The sequence below is a fragment of the Flavobacterium sp. genome (assembly GCF_027484705.1).
In the GTDB taxonomy this organism is placed as follows: domain Bacteria; phylum Bacteroidota; class Bacteroidia; order Flavobacteriales; family Flavobacteriaceae; genus Flavobacterium.
In genome coordinates, this window is record NZ_JAIXSL010000022.1 from 103887 (window position 1) to 125259 (window position 21373).

At 41.1% G+C, this 21373-nt stretch carries 16 protein-coding genes; 6 read left to right on the forward strand and 10 right to left on the reverse strand.

Going from position 1 to position 21373, the window contains the following annotated elements; all coding sequences use genetic code 11:
- Positions 1–233 precede the first annotated feature (233 nt).
- The gene (locus tag Q0058_RS13190; protein WP_298224700.1) at positions 234–1643 is read left to right on the forward strand and encodes an FAD-linked oxidase C-terminal domain-containing protein; all 1410 of its coding nucleotides are present in this window, start codon (positions 234–236) and stop codon (positions 1641–1643) included.
- A 254-nt stretch (positions 1644–1897) separates the two neighbouring features.
- Here Q0058_RS13190 and Q0058_RS13195 read toward each other — a convergent pair whose 3' ends face one another.
- The 8 genes from Q0058_RS13195 to Q0058_RS13230 all read right to left on the reverse strand — a co-directional run bounded on the left by Q0058_RS13195 (position 1898) and on the right by Q0058_RS13230 (position 12075).
- Complete coding sequence (locus Q0058_RS13195; protein WP_298224702.1) at positions 1898–2479, reverse strand: hypothetical protein; 582 nt, start codon at positions 2477–2479, stop codon at positions 1898–1900.
- Between the two features lie 9 nt (positions 2480–2488).
- A complete protein-coding gene (locus Q0058_RS13200; RefSeq protein WP_298224704.1) occupies positions 2489–5425 on the reverse strand; it encodes a T9SS type A sorting domain-containing protein in 2937 nt (978 codons plus the stop codon).
- A 143-nt stretch (positions 5426–5568) separates the two neighbouring features.
- Complete coding sequence (secA, locus tag Q0058_RS13205) at positions 5569–8922, reverse strand: preprotein translocase subunit SecA (protein WP_298224706.1); 3354 nt, start codon at positions 8920–8922, stop codon at positions 5569–5571.
- Between the two features lie 91 nt (positions 8923–9013).
- Entirely contained in the window at positions 9014–9235 is a 222-nt protein-coding gene (locus tag Q0058_RS13210; RefSeq protein ID WP_022828503.1) for a DUF2795 domain-containing protein, read from the reverse strand.
- 142 nt (positions 9236–9377) lie between these two features.
- Entirely contained in the window at positions 9378–9947 is a 570-nt protein-coding gene (locus Q0058_RS13215; protein WP_298224708.1) for a cob(I)yrinic acid a,c-diamide adenosyltransferase, read from the reverse strand.
- Positions 9948–9994: 47 nt separating this feature from the next.
- Positions 9995–10852, reverse strand: coding sequence for a hypothetical protein (locus Q0058_RS13220; RefSeq protein ID WP_298224710.1), 858 nt, complete (start codon positions 10850–10852; stop codon positions 9995–9997).
- A 39-nt stretch (positions 10853–10891) separates the two neighbouring features.
- Complete coding sequence (locus Q0058_RS13225; protein WP_298224712.1) at positions 10892–11269, reverse strand: DUF3887 domain-containing protein; 378 nt, start codon at positions 11267–11269, stop codon at positions 10892–10894.
- A gap of 119 nt (positions 11270–11388) precedes the next feature.
- Positions 11389–12075, reverse strand: coding sequence for an ABC transporter ATP-binding protein (locus tag Q0058_RS13230; RefSeq protein ID WP_298224714.1), 687 nt, complete (start codon positions 12073–12075; stop codon positions 11389–11391).
- A 258-nt stretch (positions 12076–12333) separates the two neighbouring features.
- Here Q0058_RS13230 and Q0058_RS13235 point away from each other — a divergent pair, with 258 nt between their 5' ends.
- Positions 12334–12996 (forward strand): hypothetical protein, encoded by a 663-nt coding sequence (locus tag Q0058_RS13235; RefSeq protein ID WP_298224716.1) that lies wholly within the window; start codon positions 12334–12336, stop codon positions 12994–12996.
- A 188-nt stretch (positions 12997–13184) separates the two neighbouring features.
- Here Q0058_RS13235 and Q0058_RS13240 read toward each other — a convergent pair whose 3' ends face one another.
- Both Q0058_RS13240 and Q0058_RS13245 read right to left on the reverse strand, forming a co-directional pair.
- The gene (locus Q0058_RS13240) at positions 13185–13964 is read right to left on the reverse strand and encodes a class I SAM-dependent methyltransferase (protein WP_298224717.1); all 780 of its coding nucleotides are present in this window, start codon (positions 13962–13964) and stop codon (positions 13185–13187) included.
- Positions 13965–13999: 35 nt separating this feature from the next.
- Entirely contained in the window at positions 14000–15862 is a 1863-nt protein-coding gene (locus Q0058_RS13245) for an ABC-F family ATP-binding cassette domain-containing protein (RefSeq protein WP_298224719.1), read from the reverse strand.
- Positions 15863–16118: 256 nt separating this feature from the next.
- On the opposite strand from Q0058_RS13245, the gene Q0058_RS13250 reads away from it, so the two are divergent.
- The 4 genes from Q0058_RS13250 to Q0058_RS13265 all read left to right on the forward strand — a co-directional run bounded on the left by Q0058_RS13250 (position 16119) and on the right by Q0058_RS13265 (position 21324).
- A complete protein-coding gene (locus Q0058_RS13250; protein WP_298224721.1) occupies positions 16119–17279 on the forward strand; it encodes a glycosyltransferase family 2 protein in 1161 nt (386 codons plus the stop codon).
- 106 nt (positions 17280–17385) lie between these two features.
- On the forward strand, positions 17386–18786 hold the full coding sequence (locus Q0058_RS13255; RefSeq protein ID WP_298224723.1) for a dihydrolipoamide acetyltransferase family protein: 1401 nt from the start codon (positions 17386–17388) through the stop codon (positions 18784–18786).
- A 117-nt stretch (positions 18787–18903) separates the two neighbouring features.
- Entirely contained in the window at positions 18904–20469 is a 1566-nt protein-coding gene (locus tag Q0058_RS13260) for a T9SS type A sorting domain-containing protein (protein ID WP_298224725.1), read from the forward strand.
- Between the two features lie 78 nt (positions 20470–20547).
- A complete protein-coding gene (locus Q0058_RS13265) occupies positions 20548–21324 on the forward strand; it encodes a 3'-5' exonuclease (protein WP_298224728.1) in 777 nt (258 codons plus the stop codon).
- Positions 21325–21373 lie beyond the last annotated feature (49 nt).

Consider the following 21373-nt stretch of genomic DNA (forward strand, 5'->3'; position numbering starts at 1 on the left):
GAACGCCAGCGCAAAAAGAGCTCAGACAAAGCGTCAATCCCTCACGCAGTTTTCGTTCTAGAGCAATTCCCTAGCCCCGATAGTAGCGGAAATCCTTTAGTTCTGGCGTTCAGAACTAAAGATTGAGAGTGAATAGCGGGAAATGGCTCCTAACTTACAACCTACAATCCACCTCTTTTTCACTTGCGCAACTCTATACAAAATCCTATTTTTACGCTTCAACAATCACTACCATGACTTTACAAATCTCTTCCGAAATCGTTAAAAAACTGTCCGCTATTGTCGGCGATGCTTATGTGTTTACCGATATCGACACCCGAAACCATTACGGACACGACGAAACCGAAGACTATGTTTTTCCGCCGGGCGTAGTCGTAAAACCCGGAACACCTCAAGAGATTTCCGCTATTTTGAAACTCGCCAGTCAACACTTGATTCCCGTAACCACGATTGGCGCGAGAACCGGTTTGAGCGGCGGCGCGTTATCGATTTATGAAGGCATTGGACTTGCGATGGATCGGTTTAATAAAATCCTCCACATTGATGAGCAGAATTTGCAGGTTACTGTCGAACCGGCCGTAATTACTCAGGTTTTAAGAGAAAGTGTGGCTGAAAAAGGATTGTTCTATCCGCCGGATCCGAGCAGCCAAGGTAGTTGTTGGATTGGTGGGAATGTCGCTGAAAATGCCGGTGGCGCCAGAGCCGTGAAATATGGTGTGACGAAAGATTATGTGTTGAATCTTGAAGTGGTTTTGGCGAATGGTGAAATCATTTGGACGGGCGCGAATACTTTAAAAAATTCTACCGGATATAACCTAACACAACTGATGGTCGGCAGCGAAGGAACGCTTGGCGTCATTACTAAAATCGTGATGAAATTGTTGCCGCAGCACTCACATAATGTGTTGATGCTCGTTCCGTTTTTTAAAGCCGAAGAAGCCTGTGAAGCGGTTTCGGCTATTTTCAGAGCCGGCGTGATGCCGAGCGCTTTAGAATTCATGGAACGCGACGCGATTGACTGGACGTTAAAGTTCGTGGAAGGATTGAATGTCAATGTTTCCGATAATATCCAAGCACATTTGTTGATTGAAGTCGATGGGAATTATCCCGATATTTTATTTCAGGAAGCGGAAAAAATCATGAGCGTGGTCGAAAAATTTGAAATTGATGAGGTGCTTTTCGCTGACACGGAAGACCAGAAAAACGCTTTGTGGAAAATGCGTCGTTCTGTAGCTGAAGCGGTAAAATCAAACTCGATTTATAAGGAAGAAGATACAGTGGTTCCTAGATATGAACTCGCAAAATTGCTTTCGGGAATCAAATCAATCGGGAAGAAGTACGGTTTTCAATCGGTGTGTTACGGCCATGCGGGCGACGGCAATCTGCACGTGAACATCGTAAAAGGCGATATGCCTGATGAAGCTTGGAAAACCGAAGTGACTAAAGGCATCCGGGAAATCTTCGAATTGACGGTGTCGCTCAAAGGAACACTTTCGGGCGAACACGGCATTGGTTACGTTCAGAAAAACTATATGGACATCGCATTCAACGAAACGCAATTACACTTGATGAAAGGCATCAAAACCATTTTCGATCCTAAAGGGATTCTGAATCCTGGGAAAATATTTCCCGATAACGTCTAGTTTCTAAAATCAAAGAACGCTAAGAAAACTGGTGTTGTCTTAGCGTTCTTTGGTTGAAATCTGTTGTTATTAGTCTCTTTTAGGACTGTTTTTCTTGTCGCGTTTTTCCGCTTTCTTTTCTTTAGCCGTTTTCAAAGGTTCTTTCTTTACGGCTTTTTTTACGTCTTGACCTTTTGCCATGATATTGGAGTTTTAAAGTTTGGTTTTCAAATTAAATTCAAGTAAATATAAAAAAATATTGCTGGATTGTACGATTAATATCCGACTTGTTTTTTGACCGAATCTTGAAAAAAGGTTTCGAAAAGTTCGCGTTGTGCGACGTCGTCCATGTTGAAAAAACGCCATTCGTTATTGGTAGAAGCATCCACAATTGCAATTAGTTTTGAAATACGTCTCACATTGAAACTATTCCTTTTAGGTTCGAAAAGTACGTCTCTAATGCGGTCTTTTTCACGCAGAAAATTAGCTTTCAGTAATGAAGTGTTCGAATCTAATTTGGTTTCAAAAAAATAACGCACTGGATTTTTGTAGGCTATCACGCAGAACGTAATACCGTCAATTTGTTTGATCGGGCCGTATTCGAAAACGGGCGCAACGAGCTGTAGGCGCATGCGGTATTCTTCATTCTGGTAATCCTTGTCGAGTTTGTCGAGGAATTTCTGTTTGCCGAAATGGGAGACGATTTTAGGATAGGAAAGTTTGACAATCGTATCAAAATCCATGTTGTAATTGGCGTCGTAGATTTTTCGCGTTTCTGTTTTGAGCTTCTCGATGGTTTGTGCGAAAGAGAAGCAAGAGACAAGAAGTAAGGTCGTAATATAAGTTTTGGATTTCATTTGCATACGTTATTTTAAAATAATCTTCTGAATTTCTGTTGTGTTTTTCGTCTTTATCTTGACCAGGTATATGCCCTTTGCGAATTTCGCGAGGTTTAGGTTTACTTTTTCAGCATTATAATCGGCCTCTTCAATTTTCATCCCTTTCAGATCGTATAATGTGACGGATTCAATATTCGATTTGTCGTTTGAGGAGATCGTAATCATTTCATGGGCTGGATTAGGATATATAACGGTTTGTGTTTTTGACGGAAGGGTAAAGTTGTCATCGACCTCAGTTGTACTCAACAGGTTTGATAAACTGCCGACATATAATTCTGCTCCGTTACTCGCGGTATTTGCTCTAACGAATATTTTATCGTCAATGGTCCAGATTTGATACAACATGTCCGGATAATTAAAAGGATTATCATTGATTACGTTGAGGCTAACAGGGAAAACATTGTCTGCGTTTCCGTTCGTCATCCAGAATTCGTAAGACCAAGTGTCGGCTTGATAAACTAATCTCTGGTTAAAACAGCCACAGATATCAATAGGACTAGTTTGGAAGGTACCGCTGTTTACCAGTTTTAGGGTTCCAGATACAGTGCCGTCGGTTCTCCAGAGTTCATCCAAACCAGAATTGCTGGTTTTCGTAAAGAAGAGGTAGCTACCGCAAATTTTAAATAAGTTATAGTATAGGTTTTGACCCTGATTCAGTACCGTTGTCCCGCCGATTGTCCCGTCGGATTTCATTAATTTAATGCCACTGTTAACGATTTGAAAATAAATATAATCGTCATAGATGAAGCTCTGCGATATTGAAGAACTAGATTGGGATTCTAACAAAAGCTGGCAGCCCGATTGTGTTCCATCGGTTGACCAAATACTGTTGTTGCCCCACGATGAATTCGTGTGGTTTGTTGTGAAAAATATCTTATTAGACGTCGCATTTAGTATGACCGGGCCTTTGAGGTCGTAATTTCCTGCCGACGGAATTGTGATGACTTTTATTGTTCCGGATTCTGTTCCGTCGGTTTTCCATATTGATTTGGTATTTCCATCATTGGCTGTAAAATAAAGATAACCATTTAAAACAGCATAACCATTGATTCCGGTTATGTTGGTATAATCAATGGCATTTCCCGCACCAGGGTTTATGTCCTTTACCAGGTACGTCCCACTTTCGGTTCCGTCGCTTCTCCACAATTCTTCTCCATGAATTTGGTCATTTCCCTTGAAATAGAAAATGTTATTATATTCCATAAACAAGGTATAGTCACTAATGCCACTTTGACTGTTATTTGTAATATCTTTTACCAAATCCGTATTTTGTGTAGTTCCGTCAGTTTTGTATATTTCCGCTCCTCCAGTTCCATTATTTGCTTTGAAAAAAAGATAATTTCCTGCTTTTTTAAGGGAAGGTCCATAGGTAGTTGCGAAAGGAATGGAACCAATTTCACCAGGATTAATATCTTTTAAAATGGACGTTCCATTTACGGTTCCGTCACTTTTATGAAGTTCACGCCCGGTAGTTGTATTCGCAACGAAAACATAACTACCATTAATTTCATTAATATAATCAGGGTCGGTGCCTTGATTATGCCCACAATCTTTAAAAAGAATTGTATTCATGGGTGTGCCGTCCGTTGTCCATAATTCAATACCATTAACAGTTGTATAGGCCGGAAAAAAATATTGTCCATTGAACTCGGTAAAATTTAAAACAGAAGAATATCGGTTGACATCAATTTCTTTTAATTGAAACGTTCCTGACTCCGTACCGTCACTTCTCCATAGTGACTTATAAAATCCGGCAGTGTTACCACTTCTCGCTGCGAAAAGCATGATGCCATTTCCTAATGTCAATGAAGATATATAACTGCTTTCTGAACCAGACTTGATATCTTTTAACAATGTTGTTCCGATTGGCGTTCCATCAGTTGTCCATAATTCTCTCCCTGAAATTGCATTCGATGCAAGAAAATAAGCTTTACCATTAAGTGTAATAAATTTATAATTTTCATTAGAGGATTCATTATTGAGGTCTAAAGTACTCAAAAGGACAGTTCCATTACTTGTCCCATCCGTTTTCCATAATTCATAACTGAAAGAAGAGTTAAAAGCCCTAAATATAATACTATTCCCAAGGGCAGTTCCCTTTAATACATTGGCTGATGGATTGATCCCTGAATAAATATCTTTAACTAATACCGTTCCTGCATTTGTTCCGTCACTTTTCCACAATTCAAAACCATTTGTCTGATTTCTGGCATAGAAATAAAAATTATTGTTTAAGATTATAAAGTCATTCCCTATATTTAAGCCGTCGGCACCTGAAGGATTGATATCTTTTACAAGTACAGTTCCAGATGTTGTACCGTTGGTTTTCCATATTTCCCTACCGTTAGTAGCATTATAAGCTGTAAAATATAGTAGATTATTAAAAATGAAGAAGTCGTTAACATCACTACTGTAGGTTCCTTGACTTATGTCTTTGAGTAAAGTTGTCCCTATCGCTGTGCCGTCACTGATCCATATTTCATTTCCGTTATTCGCGTCAGTAAAATTGAATATTAACTTACCATTATATGCAATAATACTTGTTATACTATTAGAATTGTTGTTCGTGTTTGTAATTTGATAGGTGCCAGTTTCGGTACCATCACTCCTCCATAACTCTTCTCCGTTATTACTGTTTTTTGCCGAAAAATAAACGATATCATTGATGGTGACAAAAGCTGACTTGCCAATTCCGTCTCCTGGACTTATACTGTTAACAAAATGTGTTTGATTGGTATATGAGTCATATACCCATAGTACCTTTCTATTGAGATTCAAAGAGTTTACTGCGAAATAAATTTTTGAAGTTCCCTTAGTAATTTTTTGTGGATTTCCATCGGCTAAGAAACCCAATTCAGCTAAAGAAATGTCTAAAGTTTGAGCCTTTGACGCAGTACTGGTCATTAGAATTAAAAGGCCATATACGAAAAGTAATATTTTTTTCATAGATTCATTTTTCTCCAAATATAAAAAATCCCCAACCGCTTTCACAATCGAGGATTCATTTATTATAAATCTGAAATCTAAATTCAGAAACCAAAAACCGTTTATTCATTCACAATCACCCATTCTCCGGAGTTGATCATGCTTTCGGCTTTTTTGTATTTCATCGTTTCCGATTTTCCGCTCATGATGTGCTTAATCGTCACGTTGTCATTTCGGTTGATTTTCGGCATTTCGCGAACAATCGTTTCAGTCACCTGACGTTGTTGGGTTTGTCCGGCTTCACGGTTTTCGGCCGCTGCTGAATCACTGTTCGGGATTTCGTCTTTGCTGGTTTTGTAATTTTCCTTGACTTTCACCTGTTTAGCTTCCTGAATGGCCGGTGCTTGTTGCTGTGGCAAATCGCCTTTGAACAGGAATGAAATCACTTCTTTATTGACACCGTTCAACATCGAGCTGAACAAGTTGTAAGCTTCAAATTTGTAAATCAGTAACGGATCTTTTTGTTCGTGAACGGCCAACTGAACCGATTGTTTGAGCTCGTCCATTTTGCGTAAGTGTTTTTTCCAAGCTTCATCGACAATCGCCAAAGTGATGTTCTTTTCGAAATCGGCAATGAGTTGTTTTCCTTGCGTTTCATAGGCTTTTTTCATATCCGTTACGACATTGAGCGTTTTGATGCCGTCGGTGAACGGCACTACGATGCGCTCGAACTGGTTGTTTTTATCTTCATAAACGCCCGCTATAATTGGCAAAGCTTCTCTGGCGCTTCGTTCGGTTTTCTCGGTGTAGAATTCCATAGCTGCCTTGTAGACTTTTCCGCTGAGTTCGCTTTCTGATGATCTTTCGAATTCACTTTCAGTAACCGGTGATGTGATAGAGAAATAACGGATCAGTTCAAATTCGAAATTCTTGAAATCGTTGTTGGCTTTGTTGGTTTCAACGATCAATTCACTCGTGTCGTACATCATGTTCGCGATATCGACTTTTAATCGTTCGCCGTGTAAAGCGTGACGGCGGCGTTTGTAAACCACTTCACGTTGCGCATTCATGACGTCATCATATTCGAGCAAACGCTTACGGACACCGAAATTGTTTTCCTCCACTTTTTTCTGCGCGCGTTCAATCGATTTGGTCATCATCGAATGTTGAATCACTTCGCCTTCTTTGAGTCCCATTCTGTCCATCACTTTCGCGACTCTTTCAGAACCGAACAAACGCATCAGGTTGTCTTCGAGAGAAACATAAAATTGGGAACTTCCGACATCTCCCTGACGACCCGCACGACCACGCAACTGGCGGTCTACACGTCGAGAATCATGGCGTTCGGTTCCGACAATCGCCAAACCACCGGCAGCTTTCACTTCTGGCGATAATTTGATATCGGTTCCACGACCGGCCATATTGGTTGCAATTGTTACGACGCCTGATTTTCCGGCTTCTTCAACGATTTGGGCTTCTTGTTTGTGCATTTTCGCGTTCAATACGTTGTGCGTAACACCGCGCATTTTAAGCATTCGACTCAACAATTCTGAGATTTCAACCGAAGTGGTTCCGATCAGTACCGGACGGCCTGCTTTGGATAATTCGGTCACGTCTTCAATCACCGCGTTGAATTTTTCGCGGGTTGTTTTATAGATTAAATCTTCTTTGTCTTTACGCGCCATCGGGCGGTTGGTCGGGATTTCGACTACATCGAGTTTGTAGATTTCCCAAAGTTCGCCTGCTTCAGTTACGGCAGTTCCCGTCATTCCGGCAAGCTTGCTGTACATTCTGAAATAATTCTGTAATGTGACGGTTGCAAAAGTCTGGGTTGCCGCTTCAATCTTAACATTTTCTTTCGCTTCAATCGCTTGGTGTAATCCGTCAGAGTAACGACGGCCATCCATGATACGACCCGTTTGCTCGTCTACGATTAGGATTTTATTGTCCATGATGACGTATTCGACATCTTTTTCGAATAGGGAATAGGCTTTCAATAATTGGGTCAGCGTATGAATGCGCTCGCTTTTAATCGAGAAATCCTGGAACAGTTTTTCTTTCTCTTCGGCTTCTTTGTCTTTGTCTAAGCCCATTTTTTCGATGCGGGCAATTTCAGTTCCGATATCCGGAAGCAAGAAGAAATTTTCATCGGTATCGGTAGAAAGGAATTTGATGCCGTTGTCGGTGAGCTCGACCTGATTGTTTTTTTCTTCAATGACAAAATACAACGCTTCATCAATTTTATGCATGTCGCGGTTGTTGTCCTGCATGTATTGGTTTTCGGTTTTCTGGAGCAATTGTTTTACGCCTTCTTCACTCAAAAACTTGATCAACGCTTTGTTTTTAGGCAAGGCTCTGTAGGCTCTGAGCAGGTTGAATCCGGCGTCTTTCGCGTTGCCTTCCTTGAACAATCTTTTGGCTTCTGTCAGAAATCCATTAGACAATTGTCTTTGAAGGTTCACCAGATTTTCGATTTTTGGCTTCAATTCGTTGAATTCGTGACGGTCGCCTTGAGGCACAGGACCGGAAATAATCAAGGGTGTTCTTGCGTCATCAATCAATACAGAATCGACCTCATCGACAATCGCGAAGTTGTGTTTTCTCTGCACTAAATCTTCAGGAGAATGCGCCATGTTGTCTCTCAGATAGTCGAAACCGAACTCGTTGTTGGTTCCGTAAGTGATGTCGGCATCATAAGCTCTTTTGCGTTCTGCAGTATTGGGTTGGTAGTTGTCGATACATTCTACAGACAATCCGTGGAATTCGAACAATGGAGCTTTCCACGCGCTGTCACGTTTGGCCAAATAATCATTGACGGTTACTAAGTGTACGCCGTTTCCGGTAAGTGCGTTCAAGTATAAAGGCAAAGTCGCGACTAATGTTTTTCCTTCTCCGGTTTGCATTTCGGAGATTTTTCCGTCGTGCAAAACCATTCCGCCAATCAACTGCACATCATAGTGGATCATGTCCCAGGTGATTTCTTTTCCGGCAGCATTCCAGGTGTTTGCCCAATTCGCTTCATCTCCGACAATCGTCACATAGGATTTTGTCGCCGACAATTCGCGGTCTTTAGGCGTTGCGGTAACGGTAAGTTGGGTATTTTCTTTGAATCTTCGGGCCGTTTCTTTGATGACAGCGAACGCTTCAGGTAAAATTTCGTTGAGGGTTTTTTCAGAAATCTCGTAGGCTTCTTTTTCTAAGGCATCAACAGCAGCGTAGATGTCTTCTCTTTTGTCGATATCTTCGATGCTTTCTACTTCTTGCAGCAAAGCATTGATTTTGGCATCTTTCTCGGCGCGGGCTTGTTTGATTTTTTCTTTGAACTCTGCTGTTTTGGCTCTCAGTTCATCGTGAGAAAGGCTCATCAGGGTACTTTCAAGGGCTTTGATTTTATTCAGTTTGCCTTGTAAAGCTTTGACGTCTTTCTGTGATTTATCGCCTACAAATGCTTTGATAATGCTATTGATGAAACTCATAATGAATGTGTAATTTCTGATTTATAAAGGTGTGCAAATTTAAACAAAAAAAAAGCCTCGTTTGAGACTTTCCATTGGTTTTATTATTTTTTTAATACTCATCCTCGTTCCAAAGATAATCTTCGTCGGTCGGATAATCTGGCCAAATTTCTTCCATTGATTCATAAATCTCTCCTTCGTCTTCTATAGATTGTAGATTTTCAACTACTTCAAGCGGTGCGCCCGCTCTGATAGCGTAGTCTATGAGTTCATCTTTGGTTGCAGGCCACGGTGCATCACTTAAATACGATGCTAATTCTAATGTCCAATACATCTTCTTTCGATTTTAGTTTGTGCAAAAATAATTTTTTTACTGAAACAGTCAAGTAAAAATCGATTTATTTTAAAAAAAGTTAAGAACGTCCTGTTGCTGTTGAAATTATCGGACTTATTAGAATCTCAATTTTGAATCAAAATTATTTCCGTGGAATCCATTTTACTTCATCGGCTTGCAGGTCGGAAGTCAACTTCCGTGCCAGTACAAAAAGGTAGTCAGAAAGTCGGTTCAGGTACTTGATGGCAATCGGCGCGACAGGTTCATTATGGCTCAAATGCACTGCCAAACGCTCAGCCCTGCGGCAGACACAACGCGCAATATGACAATATGACACCGTAGTATGACCGCCGGGTAAAACAAAATGTGTCATGGGCGGTAAACTGTCTTCCATGGTGTCGATTTCGTTTTCGAGCAGTTCAATGTCGCTTTCGAGAATGCCTAATTTCTGCAACCGCAATTCGCCATTTTTCATGACTTCTTTTTCGGGTGGCGTGGCTAAAATGGCACCAACGGTAAACAGGCGGTCCTGAATTTCAATCAGTATATCTTTGTAATGCTGATCCATTTGCTGGTCGCGGATCAGTCCGATGTGCGAGTTGAGTTCGTCAACGGTTCCGTAACTGTCAATGCGGATGTGGTCTTTCGGGACGCGGGTTCCGCCGAAAAGTGCTGTGGTTCCTTGGTCGCCAGTTTTGGTATATACTTTCATTCAATTGATAATTGATAATTGATAATTTGAAAATGCAAATAGCAAATTTACTTGATTAATTCGAGAATCGAATCAACAAATCTTTTTAAAGCGCCTTCACTATAATGAAAGTACAAATCGGGTTCGATGCATTCGATTTCCATGAGTTGTAGTTGGTTGTTGATGATGATGCCATCGACGCGGGCGTAAAGCAAGGCATTGGAAAAAGTGTTGACAATCTTTTGAGCTTGTTCGATTAGTGAAGCGTTAGGTTCTACCGCTGTATATTGCCCGCCAAATTGCACCTGAATTCTGAAATCGCCTTTGGCCGGTTTTTTATTGACGGCGTGTGAGAACTTTTTGTTGAAGAAGACGAATGAAGTTTCGCCTTCCGTCTCGATTTCGGGCATGAATTGTTGCAACAATAAATCTTTGTCTGCGGCAATAGGTTGATATGTTGCGTTGATTTTTTCAATATCGGAAACCTCAAAAACTTCCGTGAGATAAGAACCAGCTGAAAAGGCAGGTTTGATCACGGCTTTTGTCCAATGCGCAGGAATGATTTGGATAAGATTTAAATCGTTGGTCTTTTCGATGAAAACCGTCGGCAAAATTGGAATGCCTTGCTGTTGGAAATTGCGTAAATAGAATTTATGCTTGTTCTGTTTTACGATTTCTAAAGCGTTAAGGGTTTTGATTCCGAGCTTTTCGATGTGATCGAGCCAAGTGTTGAATTCGGTTTCTTTCTCATAATAATCCCAGGTGTTGCGGAAAATCAGGCAATTGAAATCGGACCAATTGATGGTTTTGTCGCTCCAGATTGCGGCCTGTGAAATGATGTTATGTTTCGCCAATTCGGGTATTAGCAATTGATCGTTTGCCGTTAAGTCTGGTAATCTTTCGCAAGTGAGTAAGGCGATTTTCATTTGGAATTTGATTGAAGATAAGGTTGATGATTGTAAATTTTACAGCAGATTCTCTTTTTTAATATAGATGCCGATGATTTGATTTTGTGCGTTCATTGTAATTCTGATGATGGCACTGCCGTACTCAAAATGACCGGTATATTGCGCTCTGGATTTTTGAGCTTTTTCACTGTAGTCTACCAATTGAACCGATAATAATGATCCTCTACTTTTTTTAACCGTAGCAAAAAAACTGAAATAATATTTTTTAGAATAAGCGCTTTGCATTTTTGGCGAAAAGGACTCATAAATCTTATCGAAATCATTGTTGTTGTATTGTATCGTAAAGTTCTCAATGGCATTTTTCTGCATCTGGTTTTGCGCAAAAGCCATATTAAAACCGACCAAAAGAAACCACAACAACAAAACTTTTTTCATAGTACTATTTATTGGTTATTCAGAACGGATTGCCCTAGCCCCGATGGTAGCGGAAATCCTTTTGTTCTGGTGTTCAGAACAAAAGATTGAGAGTGGACAGCGGGAAACAGCTCCTAAAATCATTTCGTAGTATCGCTCTCAATCATCCCGTCGCGCAAACGAATCACGCGATTGGCATAGGCAGCGATTTCTTCCTCGTGGGTCACGAGAATCACGGTATTGCCATTCTTGTGGATGTCGCCAAAAAGTTTCATAATCTCTACCGATGTCTTGCTGTCGAGGTTTCCCGTAGGTTCATCCGCGAGAATAATCGACGGTTTGTTGACCATCGCACGCGCAATCGCAACCCTTTGTCTTTGACCGCCCGAAAGCTGGTTCGGTTGGTGGTCCATACGGTCGGCGAGATTTACCTGAGCGAGGACTTCGGTGGCGCGGGCGTTGCGTTCCGATTTAGAATAACCGGCGTAAACCATCGGCAAAGCCACATTATCGAGCGCGGAAGTTCTGGGCAGAAGGTTGAAAGTCTGAAACACAAACCCGATTTCCTTGTTGCGGATGTCGGCGAGTTCGTCGTCGTGCATTTTGCTGACGTCTTTTCCGTTGAGGATATAAGTGCCGGAAGTCGGCGTGTCCAGACAACCTAAAATATTCATCAACGTTGACTTTCCGGAACCTGATGGGCCCATTAGTGCCACATATTCGCCTTTGTGGATTTTGAGATCGATGCCTTTAAGAACGTATACAATTTCGTTACCGAGCACAAAATCGCGTTTGATGTCGGTAATTTTGATTAATGGGTTTGCCATTTTGGATTGTTTTTCAGGTTTTAAATGTACAAAAATAGCTGTTGCAATTTCCCGAATAAGTAGGTGTTTTTTGGTTTATGTTACGAGCTGTTTTTCAAAAAAAGCATTATTAAATTAAAAGCAGTATTTATGGGTTTTCAGGCGCTTCAAATGCGTTTTTTTCAGAACTTATGGAATTGTTTTCATAATTCACACAAAAAAATTGAAGCCCGAACAATGCGCTATAAATTTGCCCGTATAATTTAAAACCAAAATATTATGAAAAGTAGTTCCATGTTTATCGCAGTAGCGTTAGTCGCTTTAGGATTCACTTCCTGCAAAGATGAAAAAGCAGAAAAAGCAGAAAAAACCGTAAATTCTTTTGTGGTCTATACCGATTCCATTGAAGCCGTTGATGCTAAAGAAGCTTCAGCAAACTGGGAAGCTATCGCAAGTACTTACGAAACCAGAATGAACGAAGCAGAAGCTTCATTACAGGATTTGAAAGACAAACAAGCCGCTGAAGAAAAAATCAGTGCGAGCAAAGCAAAATACGAAACGGTAAAAGCCAATGTAAAAACACAAATGGCCGCCAGTATGAAACCTAATCCTAAACAACAATTGCGTAATGCCTTATTCGGTGAAGGAAAAATCGGCGACGATATGAATTTTGACTGGGTGAACAAAGACAACATCCACGACGTTTACCAACAATTTGTGCATACGGCCGAAGACAACAAAGACAAATATTCGCGTGAAGACTGGGATGAAGTGAAATTGATGTACGAAGCTTTAGACAGCAGAAAAAATACCGTTGAAAAAGAAGGTTTGAGTTCTAAAGACAATCTCAAAATTGCTGGTTTGAAAATTAAATTCGCTGCGATGGCAAAAGTAAACAGAATCGGTGCTAAGTCAGACGAAATGGCGGAAGCCAAAAAATAAGAAAAGCATAATTAATTTAAAATTGGGTTAAATTTAATTAGCGAGAATGGCAATCAGTAATGGTTGCCATTTTCTTTTGGCGGTTTTTAGGAGCCGGGAACCTGCTGTTCACTATATCTTTCGCGCCGAACACCGTCGCAAAAGGATACCGTTGCCATCAGGGCTAGGGCAGTCGTTTCCAATAGAAATTAAAAAGTACGAATCACGAAATGTTCCTTTTCCTGCTCAGTTCTGAAAAACACCAAACCCCATTGGAAAGTGTCCATCGTAACGGTAACTTTCGGGTGATTTTTTATGATTTCCCAAGCAGCTTCCATATCCGCAGACCAATGAATGTCATCGAAAATCCAGACCGTTTCGTTCGTGATTGTGGGCAACAGCAGTTCGAAATATTGTAAAGTCGCTTCTTTGGAATGGTTGCCGTCGAAGTAGACTAGTTGCCAGTTGTCGTTTGTCGTTTGTTTGTTGAGAAAGTTCTCAAATTCGGTAACTTCAGATTCGATGTTTTTGAATTGCAATTTCTCAAATTGATTTTGGGCGATTTTTGCAGTTTCCGGACAACCTTCAAGCGTCGTAATTTTAGATTTTGGGTTTCCCAACGAAAGTGCGGAAGTCGCCAAACCCAGAGAAGTTCCAACTTCTAAAATATTTTGCGGTTGGAAATATTGTGTGATTCTCAATAACAATTCCGACCGTTTTTTAGAGATTCCGGCGTTTTTCGCAATTTGATGGATCGCTCTCGTATTGCTTTTGAAGACGCGTGAACCGGCTCCGAAATCTGTCACTTCAATCGTATTTTTATTTTGTAAAAGTGCATTTCGGTAATTCCTTAAAACAGCATATTCTGGTTTGATTTTCTTATCATAAAAACATTGCGTCACCAAAGCAAACACAAACGGAGAATGCACGCCATGTTGGTTTTTGGAGTTCCATAGGAATCGAAGAAATGATTTTATTTGATGCAGCATAATCTTAAAATCTCAAAGTCTTACAGTCTTAAAATCTAGCCTTCAATTTTCGCGCTCAATTCAAACCAACGCTCTTCTTTTTCTTCAATTTTGGTGATGATGTGCTGCAATTCCAACGCTTTCTTTTCAATCATGTCATCGGCGACTTTGCCATCGGAAAACTGTTGCTCGATCTGTTTTTTCTCGTATTCCAAATCTTTAATCTCACGCTCAATTTTCTGAAATTCCTTCTGCTCGTTGAACGTCAAACCCGAAGTGTTGTTCTGCTGTTTCCAGTCTTTCTTTTCGGTTTTATTTTCTTCTTTTTGAGCGACGTCAGCGCTGTCTTCATAAGCCCTGAAATCGGAATAATTGCCCGGAAAATCTTCAATCTCGCCTTGGCCGCGAAATACAAATAAATGATCCACGATCTTATCCATGAAATAACGGTCGTGCGACACTACAAGCAGACAACCCGGATAATCCAAAAGGAAACTTTCCAGAACGTTTAAGGTTACGATATCAAGGTCATTCGTCGGCTCATCGAGAATCAGAAAGTTAGGATTCTGAATCAAAACCGTACACAAATACAAACGTTTAAGCTCGCCACCGCTGAGTTTTTCAACATAATCATGTTGCTTCTTGCGGTCGAAAAGAAAACGCTCGAGCAATTGCCCTGCGGAAATGATTTTCCCTTTTGTGAGTGGAATGTATTCGCCATATTCCTTAATGATATCAATGACTTTCTGCCCGGGTTTTGGGTTGATTCCGCTTTGCGTATAATATCCAATTTTGATGGTGTCGCCTTTGATGACTTTGCCGCTGTCGAGTGGAATGGTTCCCGTAATCAAATTCAAAAACGTCGATTTCCCGGTACCATTTTTCCCAATAATTCCTATACGTTCGCCGCGCTGGAAATCGAAAGTGAAATTGTCGAGAATCACGCGATCCTTAAATTTCTTCGACACTTTATGCAGTTCGATGATCTTGCTGCCCATGCGCTCCATATTGATCTCAAGCTCCACGATATTTTCCTTGCGTCGGCTTTCCGCTTTCTGTTTGATCACGTAAAAATCGTCCTGACGCGATTTCGATTTGGTCGTACGCGCTTTGGGCTGTCGGCGCATCCATTCGAGTTCTTTTACAAACAAGTTTTGCGCTTTGTCGATGCTTGCGTTTTCCGAGGCAATGCGTTCTTCTTTCTTTTGCAAATAATAAGAATAATTGCCTTTGTATTGGTAGAGTTTGCCGTTGTCGAGTTCGATGATTTCATTACAGACACGCTCCAAAAAGAAACGGTCGTGCGTGACCATAAACAACGTGATGTTTTCTTTGGCGAAGTAACTTTCGAGCCATTCGATCATCTCCAAATCAAGGTGGTTCGTAGGCTCATCGAGGATCAACAAATCCGGACGGTTGATCAGAATAATCGCAAGCGACAACCTTTTTTTCTGCCCACCCGACAAACTTTTCACCTTCAGTTTGAAATCTTCGAGCTTCAATTTAAACAAAATCTGTTTGAACTGCGTTTCAAAATCCCAGGCGTTGTGTTGGTCCATCTGGTCGAAAGCGCGCTGGTAAGCTTCTTCATCTTCTGGGTTTTCAAGCGCCTTTTCGTATTGTTCAATGACTTTCAAAACTTCATTGTCTGAGGCAAAAATACTTTCCTCAATCGTAAGTTCATCCTGCAAATTCGGCGTCTGCGACAAAAAAGCCATCTTGATTTCTTTTCGGATCACGACCTTTCCGGTGTCGGGCTCATCCTCGCCATTGATGATGTTCATGATCGTCGTTTTCCCGGTGCCATTCTTCGCGATGAACGCAATTTTCTGGTCTTTATTGATGCCAAATGAGATATTCTCAAACAGCGTACGTTCGCCAAACGACTTCGATATATTTTCTACAGATAAGTAATTCACAGTGATAATTTTTGGCAAAAATAGTGTTTAGTTGTCGGTTGTCGGTTATCGGTTTTGGTTTTTTATTGGAAGCTAATCCCGCTATCCGTTGCAATCTTTTGTTCTGAACACCAGAACAAAAGGATTTTCTCTTCTATCGGGGCTAAAATCGTCAAGGCAAATTCGCGACTATCCTTAAAATCCGTGTCATCCGCGTTCCCATCTCAAATTTCCAATTTCCAATTTCAAAACCCGCAACATTCCGTTATATTTGCGCATGCAAATTTCCGTCATCATTCTCAATTACAATGTTCGCTATTTCCTCGAACAATGTGTGCTCAGCGTCCAAAAAGCGCTGCAAAACATTGAAGGCGAAATCATTGTCGTCGATAACAATTCCCCAGACGACAGTTGCGCGATGATGAAACAACGTTTTCCAAACGTCAGACTGATTGAAAATAAAGAGAACACCGGTTTCCCGAAAGGCAATAACATTGGTGTCGCGGAAGCCCAAGGCGAATACTTATGCATTTTAAATCCCGATACCGTAGTTGCCGAAGATACTTTTGAAAAACTATTGGCCTTTGCAAAAACCAAAACCGATCTCGGCATTGTAGGTTGCAAACTGATTGATGGCACCGGGCGGTTTTTACCCGAAAGTAAACGTGGCATTCCGACGCCGTCAGTAGCATTTGCCAAAGTAGCCGGGTTGTATAAACTCTTTCCAAACTCACAAAAATTTGGCAAATATTACGCACAGCACCTGACTGAAAACCAAACTGGGAAAGTCGATGTGCTTGTGGGTGCTTTCATGTTGATGCGTCGCGAATTGTATCAACAGCTCAACGGTTTTGACGAAGCGTTTTTCATGTACGGAGAAGATATCGATCTGAGCTATCGTTCGTTGCAGTCCGGAAAAAGCAATTATTATTTCGCTGAAACCACCGTAATCCATTACAAAGGTGAAAGTACGGTGAAAGACCAAAAATACCTCAGAAGTTTTCAAAGCGCGATGGAATTGTTTTACAAAAAGCATTTCAAAGTGTCTTTTGTTTTTAAGGCTTTTATGAATTTCGGTGCTTTTGTTTTTTCGACGATGAAAAAGAATCAGCCCGTCGCAGCGTCCAAAAAAATCGATGCCTATTTCCTGTTTTCGGACAACCAAGATTTAAAGGTAAAAGTTGAAAACTTGTTAGGAAAAAAAGTCACGCTGTCAGAATCTACGCCCAAAAATGGTTTAAATTCGCCTACAGAGATTTTGGGCGGGCATATTGAAATTATTTTTGATAACAATGTTTGGTCGTTTAAGGAAACCATTGCCTACATGCAATCGCATCGAAACAAACCGCTTACGTTCAAGATTTTACCCGAAAAATCTGATTTCATACTCGGAAGCAACAGCAGCAATGATCGCGGAAAAGTGATTCAGTTGGAATAAAAATAAAATAAAAACGAATTGAAAAAATAAATAATCGACAGTGAATACAGATTTATTTTATTAATTTCGCAAACATAAAATAAGAATATACCTTTAGGTTAGCAATATGGCAAGATTTGAATTGAAGCTTCCGAAAATGGGAGAAAGCGTTGCAGAAGCAACCATTACCAACTGGCTCAAAGCAGTGGGCGACAAAATCGAAATGGACGAAGCTGTTCTAGAAATCGCGACGGACAAAGTCGATAGCGAAGTGCCTTCGGAAGTCAGCGGTATTTTGGTTGAGCAATTGTTCCAGAAAGACGATTTGGTTCAGGTGGGTCAGACCATTGCCATTATTGAAACAGAAGGCGGAACGGTATCTCCGGCACCTGTAGCTGCGGTTGAACAAACTCCTGCTCCTGTAGCTACTGTTGAAGCAGTTGCCAAAACCGTTGAAGTGGCAAAAGATTACGTGGCAGCTCCGGTGTCAAGCCAACCTCAGGATTATACGCATTCTGAAAAATTCTTCTCGCCTCTGGTGCGCAATATCGCTAAAGAAGAAGGTGTTTCTGTTGTGGAACTTGAGGCCATACAAGGTACAGGCAATGACGGTCGTGTCACCAAAAACGATATTTTAGAGTTCATTAAAAACAGAACCAATGCTCCGGCGGCGGCACAAGCGGCTCCGGTACAATCTCAACCTGTTCAGGCCGCTCCGGTCAGTGAAGCTCCTACTGCGCAAGCTACAGTATCACAACCCGTAGTGCCTCAACCTGCTCAAAATGCGCAACCTAAAGCGATTCCGGTGTCTGTAAATGGTCAGGACGAAATCGTCGAAATGGATCGTATGCGCAAGCTGATTGCAGGTTATATGGTGCAATCGGTGCAGACTTCAGCACACGTGCAATCGTTCATCGAAGTCGATGTGACCGCAATTTGGGACTGGAGAGAGAAAAATAAAAATGCCTTCGAAAAGAGAGAAGGCGAGAAGCTGACTTTTACGCCAATATTCATGGAAATCGTAGCGAAAGCCTTGAAAGATTTCCCAATGATGAACATTTCCGTTGATGGTGATTACATCGTCAAAAAGAAAAACATCAACCTCGGAATGGCTGCTGCTTTACCAAACGGAAACTTAATTGTTCCAGTAATTAAAAATGCGGATCAACTGAATTTATTAGGCATGGCAAAAGCAGTAAACGATTTGGGCAACCGTGCGAAAGCCGGAAAACTCAAGCCGGACGATACACAAGGCGGAACTTACACGGTAACTAACGTTGGAACTTTCGGCAGTGTGTTCGGAACACCAATCATCAACCAGCCACAAGTCGGGATTTTAGCTTTAGGCGCGATTCGTAAAGTGCCTGCAGTGATTGAAACGCCCGAAGGTGATTTTATAGGTATTCGTAAAAAAATGTTCTTATCGCACAGTTACGATCATAGAGTTGTTGACGGCGCTTTAGGAGGAAGTTTTGTGAAACGCGTCGCTGATTATATGGAAGCGTTTGATGAGAACCGTTCTTTTTAATTGATAATTGACAATTGATAATTGATAATGAAAGCCTTTTCTGTTGAAAAGGCTTTTTTTATGGGAAGTGGAATGTCATATTAATTTGTTTACTTTTATTTTTTAATTCCTTTTTTTATGAAGCTACTTTACCTACTCATTTTTGTTTCTCAAGTTGTTTTTTCACAGACCGTAACGCTAGACCCAACTTTCGGAACCAATGGGAAAGTAATCAATTCATTTTATGCAGGAATTGATCAATCGGGGGTAGTGATTATTCAGGACGATATGAAAATACTGGTTTGCGGCGCGAAAGACTTTTCTGTAGCAGGAAATATTTATATAGCAAGGTATAATACCGATGGAAGTCTGGATACCGGTTTTGGAACGGGTGGTGTTGTTTTTACACCATTAATGACTGAATCAGGTGGAAACCGAATCATCAAACTGCTGGCCGACGGTAAGATATTGGTCACAAGCGCCAGATCGGTTTCGAACAACACCAATTTTTTTGATTTTGCTACAATGCGATACAATGCGGATGGTTCAGTTGATACGACTTTTGGAACCAACGGTATGGTGCAAACAGATATCAATGGTTCTGGGAATTATGCGAATGCCATTGACGTTCAAAGTGATGGGAAAATTATTGTTGCAGGCAGTACTTATCTCAATAGCAATACGAATGTAGGTACCACTTTGGTTAGGTATTCGGTTGACGGCCAGATCGATACTACGTTTGGGACGGACGGAAAAGTCATCCTGAATCTGCTGGCTCCCAATACTTCCCAGTTTTTATGGGATATCAAAATCCTTGCAGATGATTCTATTTTGCTGGGCGTGACCACCACGGCATTCGAAACTCTTGAAACTTTAAGGAATATCGCGATACTCAAGATCAGCAGCAACGGTGCACCAGATTTGACGTTTGGAACCAACGGCGCGGTCGTTACGGATTTTGGTGCCAAGGATATATTGTATGCGATCGATGAATTTCAGGGCGCTATTTATATGGCGGGCTACTCACAATATCCGAATAACACAATGATATTGTCAAAATACCTTCCAAACGGTACTTTAGATACTACTTTTGGTATTGACGGTAAAGTAAAAACTAATAAAGATGCCACTTCTTTATATGATGGTTTGTACAGTATGAAGGTACAGAGCAACGGAAAAATACTGTGTTCCGGCTGGACGACCCATGGACAGCAACAGGATGCGCTATTGATTCAATTCAATGCTGACGGAAGCATCGATACGGGTTTCAACGGCACAGGATTTATAACGACTGATTTCGGTAATTTGGATAACATCAATTTTTCGTTTGCGGTACAACCTGACGGAAAAATTGTCTGTGCTGGGTGGGTTGGTGCTGGATCAGATTATGATTCTACGCTGATTCGTTATGATGTTACAGCTTTAACCACCAATCAGTTTAATGCAAAAAGCGAATTTTCGGTTTTCCCTAATCCGTTTGCCAACAACATCAATATCAGGGTCGATCTTGCTGAACCGCAAAACCTAGCTGTCGATTTATTAGATGGCAACGGAAGAAAAATCCAAAATTTACTGCAAGACAAGCCATTCTCATTAGGTGAAAATGTTGTTGAATTATCGATGCCGGAATCGCTTTCAAGAGGGGTTTATTTTATCCGTATTTCTAATGATTCATCCGTCGTTACTTTAAAACTGATCAAATAGTACTTTGCCACTAATTATCAATGATCAATTGTTAATTATCAATTGCAAACCCTATCTTTGTAGCCCTAAAAAACAATCATGGAACTCAAACTCAACAAGCCTATTTGCTTCTTCGACCTTGAAACGACAGGCATTGACGTGGCGAAAGACCGCATCGTCGAAATCTCGATCTTCAAAGTATTTCCGAACGGCAACAAGGAAAGCAAAACCTGGTTGGTCAATCCTGAAATGGTGATTCCGCCGCAAGTGGTTGCCGTGCATGGCATCACGAATGAAAAAGTGGCGAACGAACCGACTTTTAAGGAATTGGCTACTCAGATTCACAATATGATTAAGGACAGCGATTTGGGTGGTTTCAATTCGGACCGTTTCGATATTCCGTTGTTGGCCGAAGAACTGCTTCGCGCCGGAGTTGATTTTGACATGAAAAGCCGCGTTTCTGTGGATGTGCAGACGATTTTCCACAAAATGGAAGAACGTACTTTGAGTGCCGCCTTAAAATTCTATTGCGGGAAAAGTTTAGAAAACGCGCATTCCGCGGAAGCTGATACAATGGCGACTTACGAAATTCTCAAAGCACAATTGGAGCGTTATCCCGAACTGGAAAACGACATCAAAACGTTGTCGGAATTCACGACACGCAAACGTTCCGCGGATTTTGCAGGATTTATTTCTTATGACAAAGACGGCGACGAGATTTTCTCTTTCGGAAAACACAAAGGCGCCAAAGTCGAAAAGGTTTTGGAAGACGAACCGGGTTATTTTGGCTGGATCCAGAACGCTGATTTTCCTTTGTATACGAAGAAAGTTTTGACAGCAATCAAGTTGCGAAAATTAAACAATAAGTTGTTGTAATACGAAAACCCTAGCCCTGATTGGAGCTAAGTGCCGTGCACTGCGGAAA

Coding starts and splice junctions, on each gene's coding strand:
- Q0058_RS13190 (WP_298224700.1), top strand. CDS start 234: ATGACTTTACAAATCTCTTCCGAAATCGTTAAAAAACTGTCCGCTATT.
- Q0058_RS13195 (WP_298224702.1), bottom strand. CDS start 2,479: ATGAAATCCAAAACTTATATTACGACCTTACTTCTTGTCTCTTGCTTC.
- Q0058_RS13200 (WP_298224704.1), bottom strand. CDS start 5,425: ATGACCAGTACTGCGTCAAAGGCTCAAACTTTAGACATTTCTTTAGCT.
- secA (WP_298224706.1), bottom strand. CDS start 8,922: ATGAGTTTCATCAATAGCATTATCAAAGCATTTGTAGGCGATAAATCA.
- Q0058_RS13210 (WP_022828503.1), bottom strand. CDS start 9,235: ATGTATTGGACATTAGAATTAGCATCGTATTTAAGTGATGCACCGTGG.
- Q0058_RS13215 (WP_298224708.1), bottom strand. CDS start 9,947: ATGAAAGTATATACCAAAACTGGCGACCAAGGAACCACAGCACTTTTC.
- Q0058_RS13220 (WP_298224710.1), bottom strand. CDS start 10,852: ATGAAAATCGCCTTACTCACTTGCGAAAGATTACCAGACTTAACGGCA.
- Q0058_RS13225 (WP_298224712.1), bottom strand. CDS start 11,269: ATGAAAAAAGTTTTGTTGTTGTGGTTTCTTTTGGTCGGTTTTAATATG.
- Q0058_RS13230 (WP_298224714.1), bottom strand. CDS start 12,075: ATGGCAAACCCATTAATCAAAATTACCGACATCAAACGCGATTTTGTG.
- Q0058_RS13235 (WP_298224716.1), top strand. CDS start 12,334: ATGAAAAGTAGTTCCATGTTTATCGCAGTAGCGTTAGTCGCTTTAGGA.
- Q0058_RS13240 (WP_298224717.1), bottom strand. CDS start 13,964: ATGCTGCATCAAATAAAATCATTTCTTCGATTCCTATGGAACTCCAAA.
- Q0058_RS13250 (WP_298224721.1), top strand. CDS start 16,119: ATGCAAATTTCCGTCATCATTCTCAATTACAATGTTCGCTATTTCCTC.
- Q0058_RS13255 (WP_298224723.1), top strand. CDS start 17,386: ATGGCAAGATTTGAATTGAAGCTTCCGAAAATGGGAGAAAGCGTTGCA.
- Q0058_RS13260 (WP_298224725.1), top strand. CDS start 18,904: ATGAAGCTACTTTACCTACTCATTTTTGTTTCTCAAGTTGTTTTTTCA.
- Q0058_RS13265 (WP_298224728.1), top strand. CDS start 20,548: ATGGAACTCAAACTCAACAAGCCTATTTGCTTCTTCGACCTTGAAACG.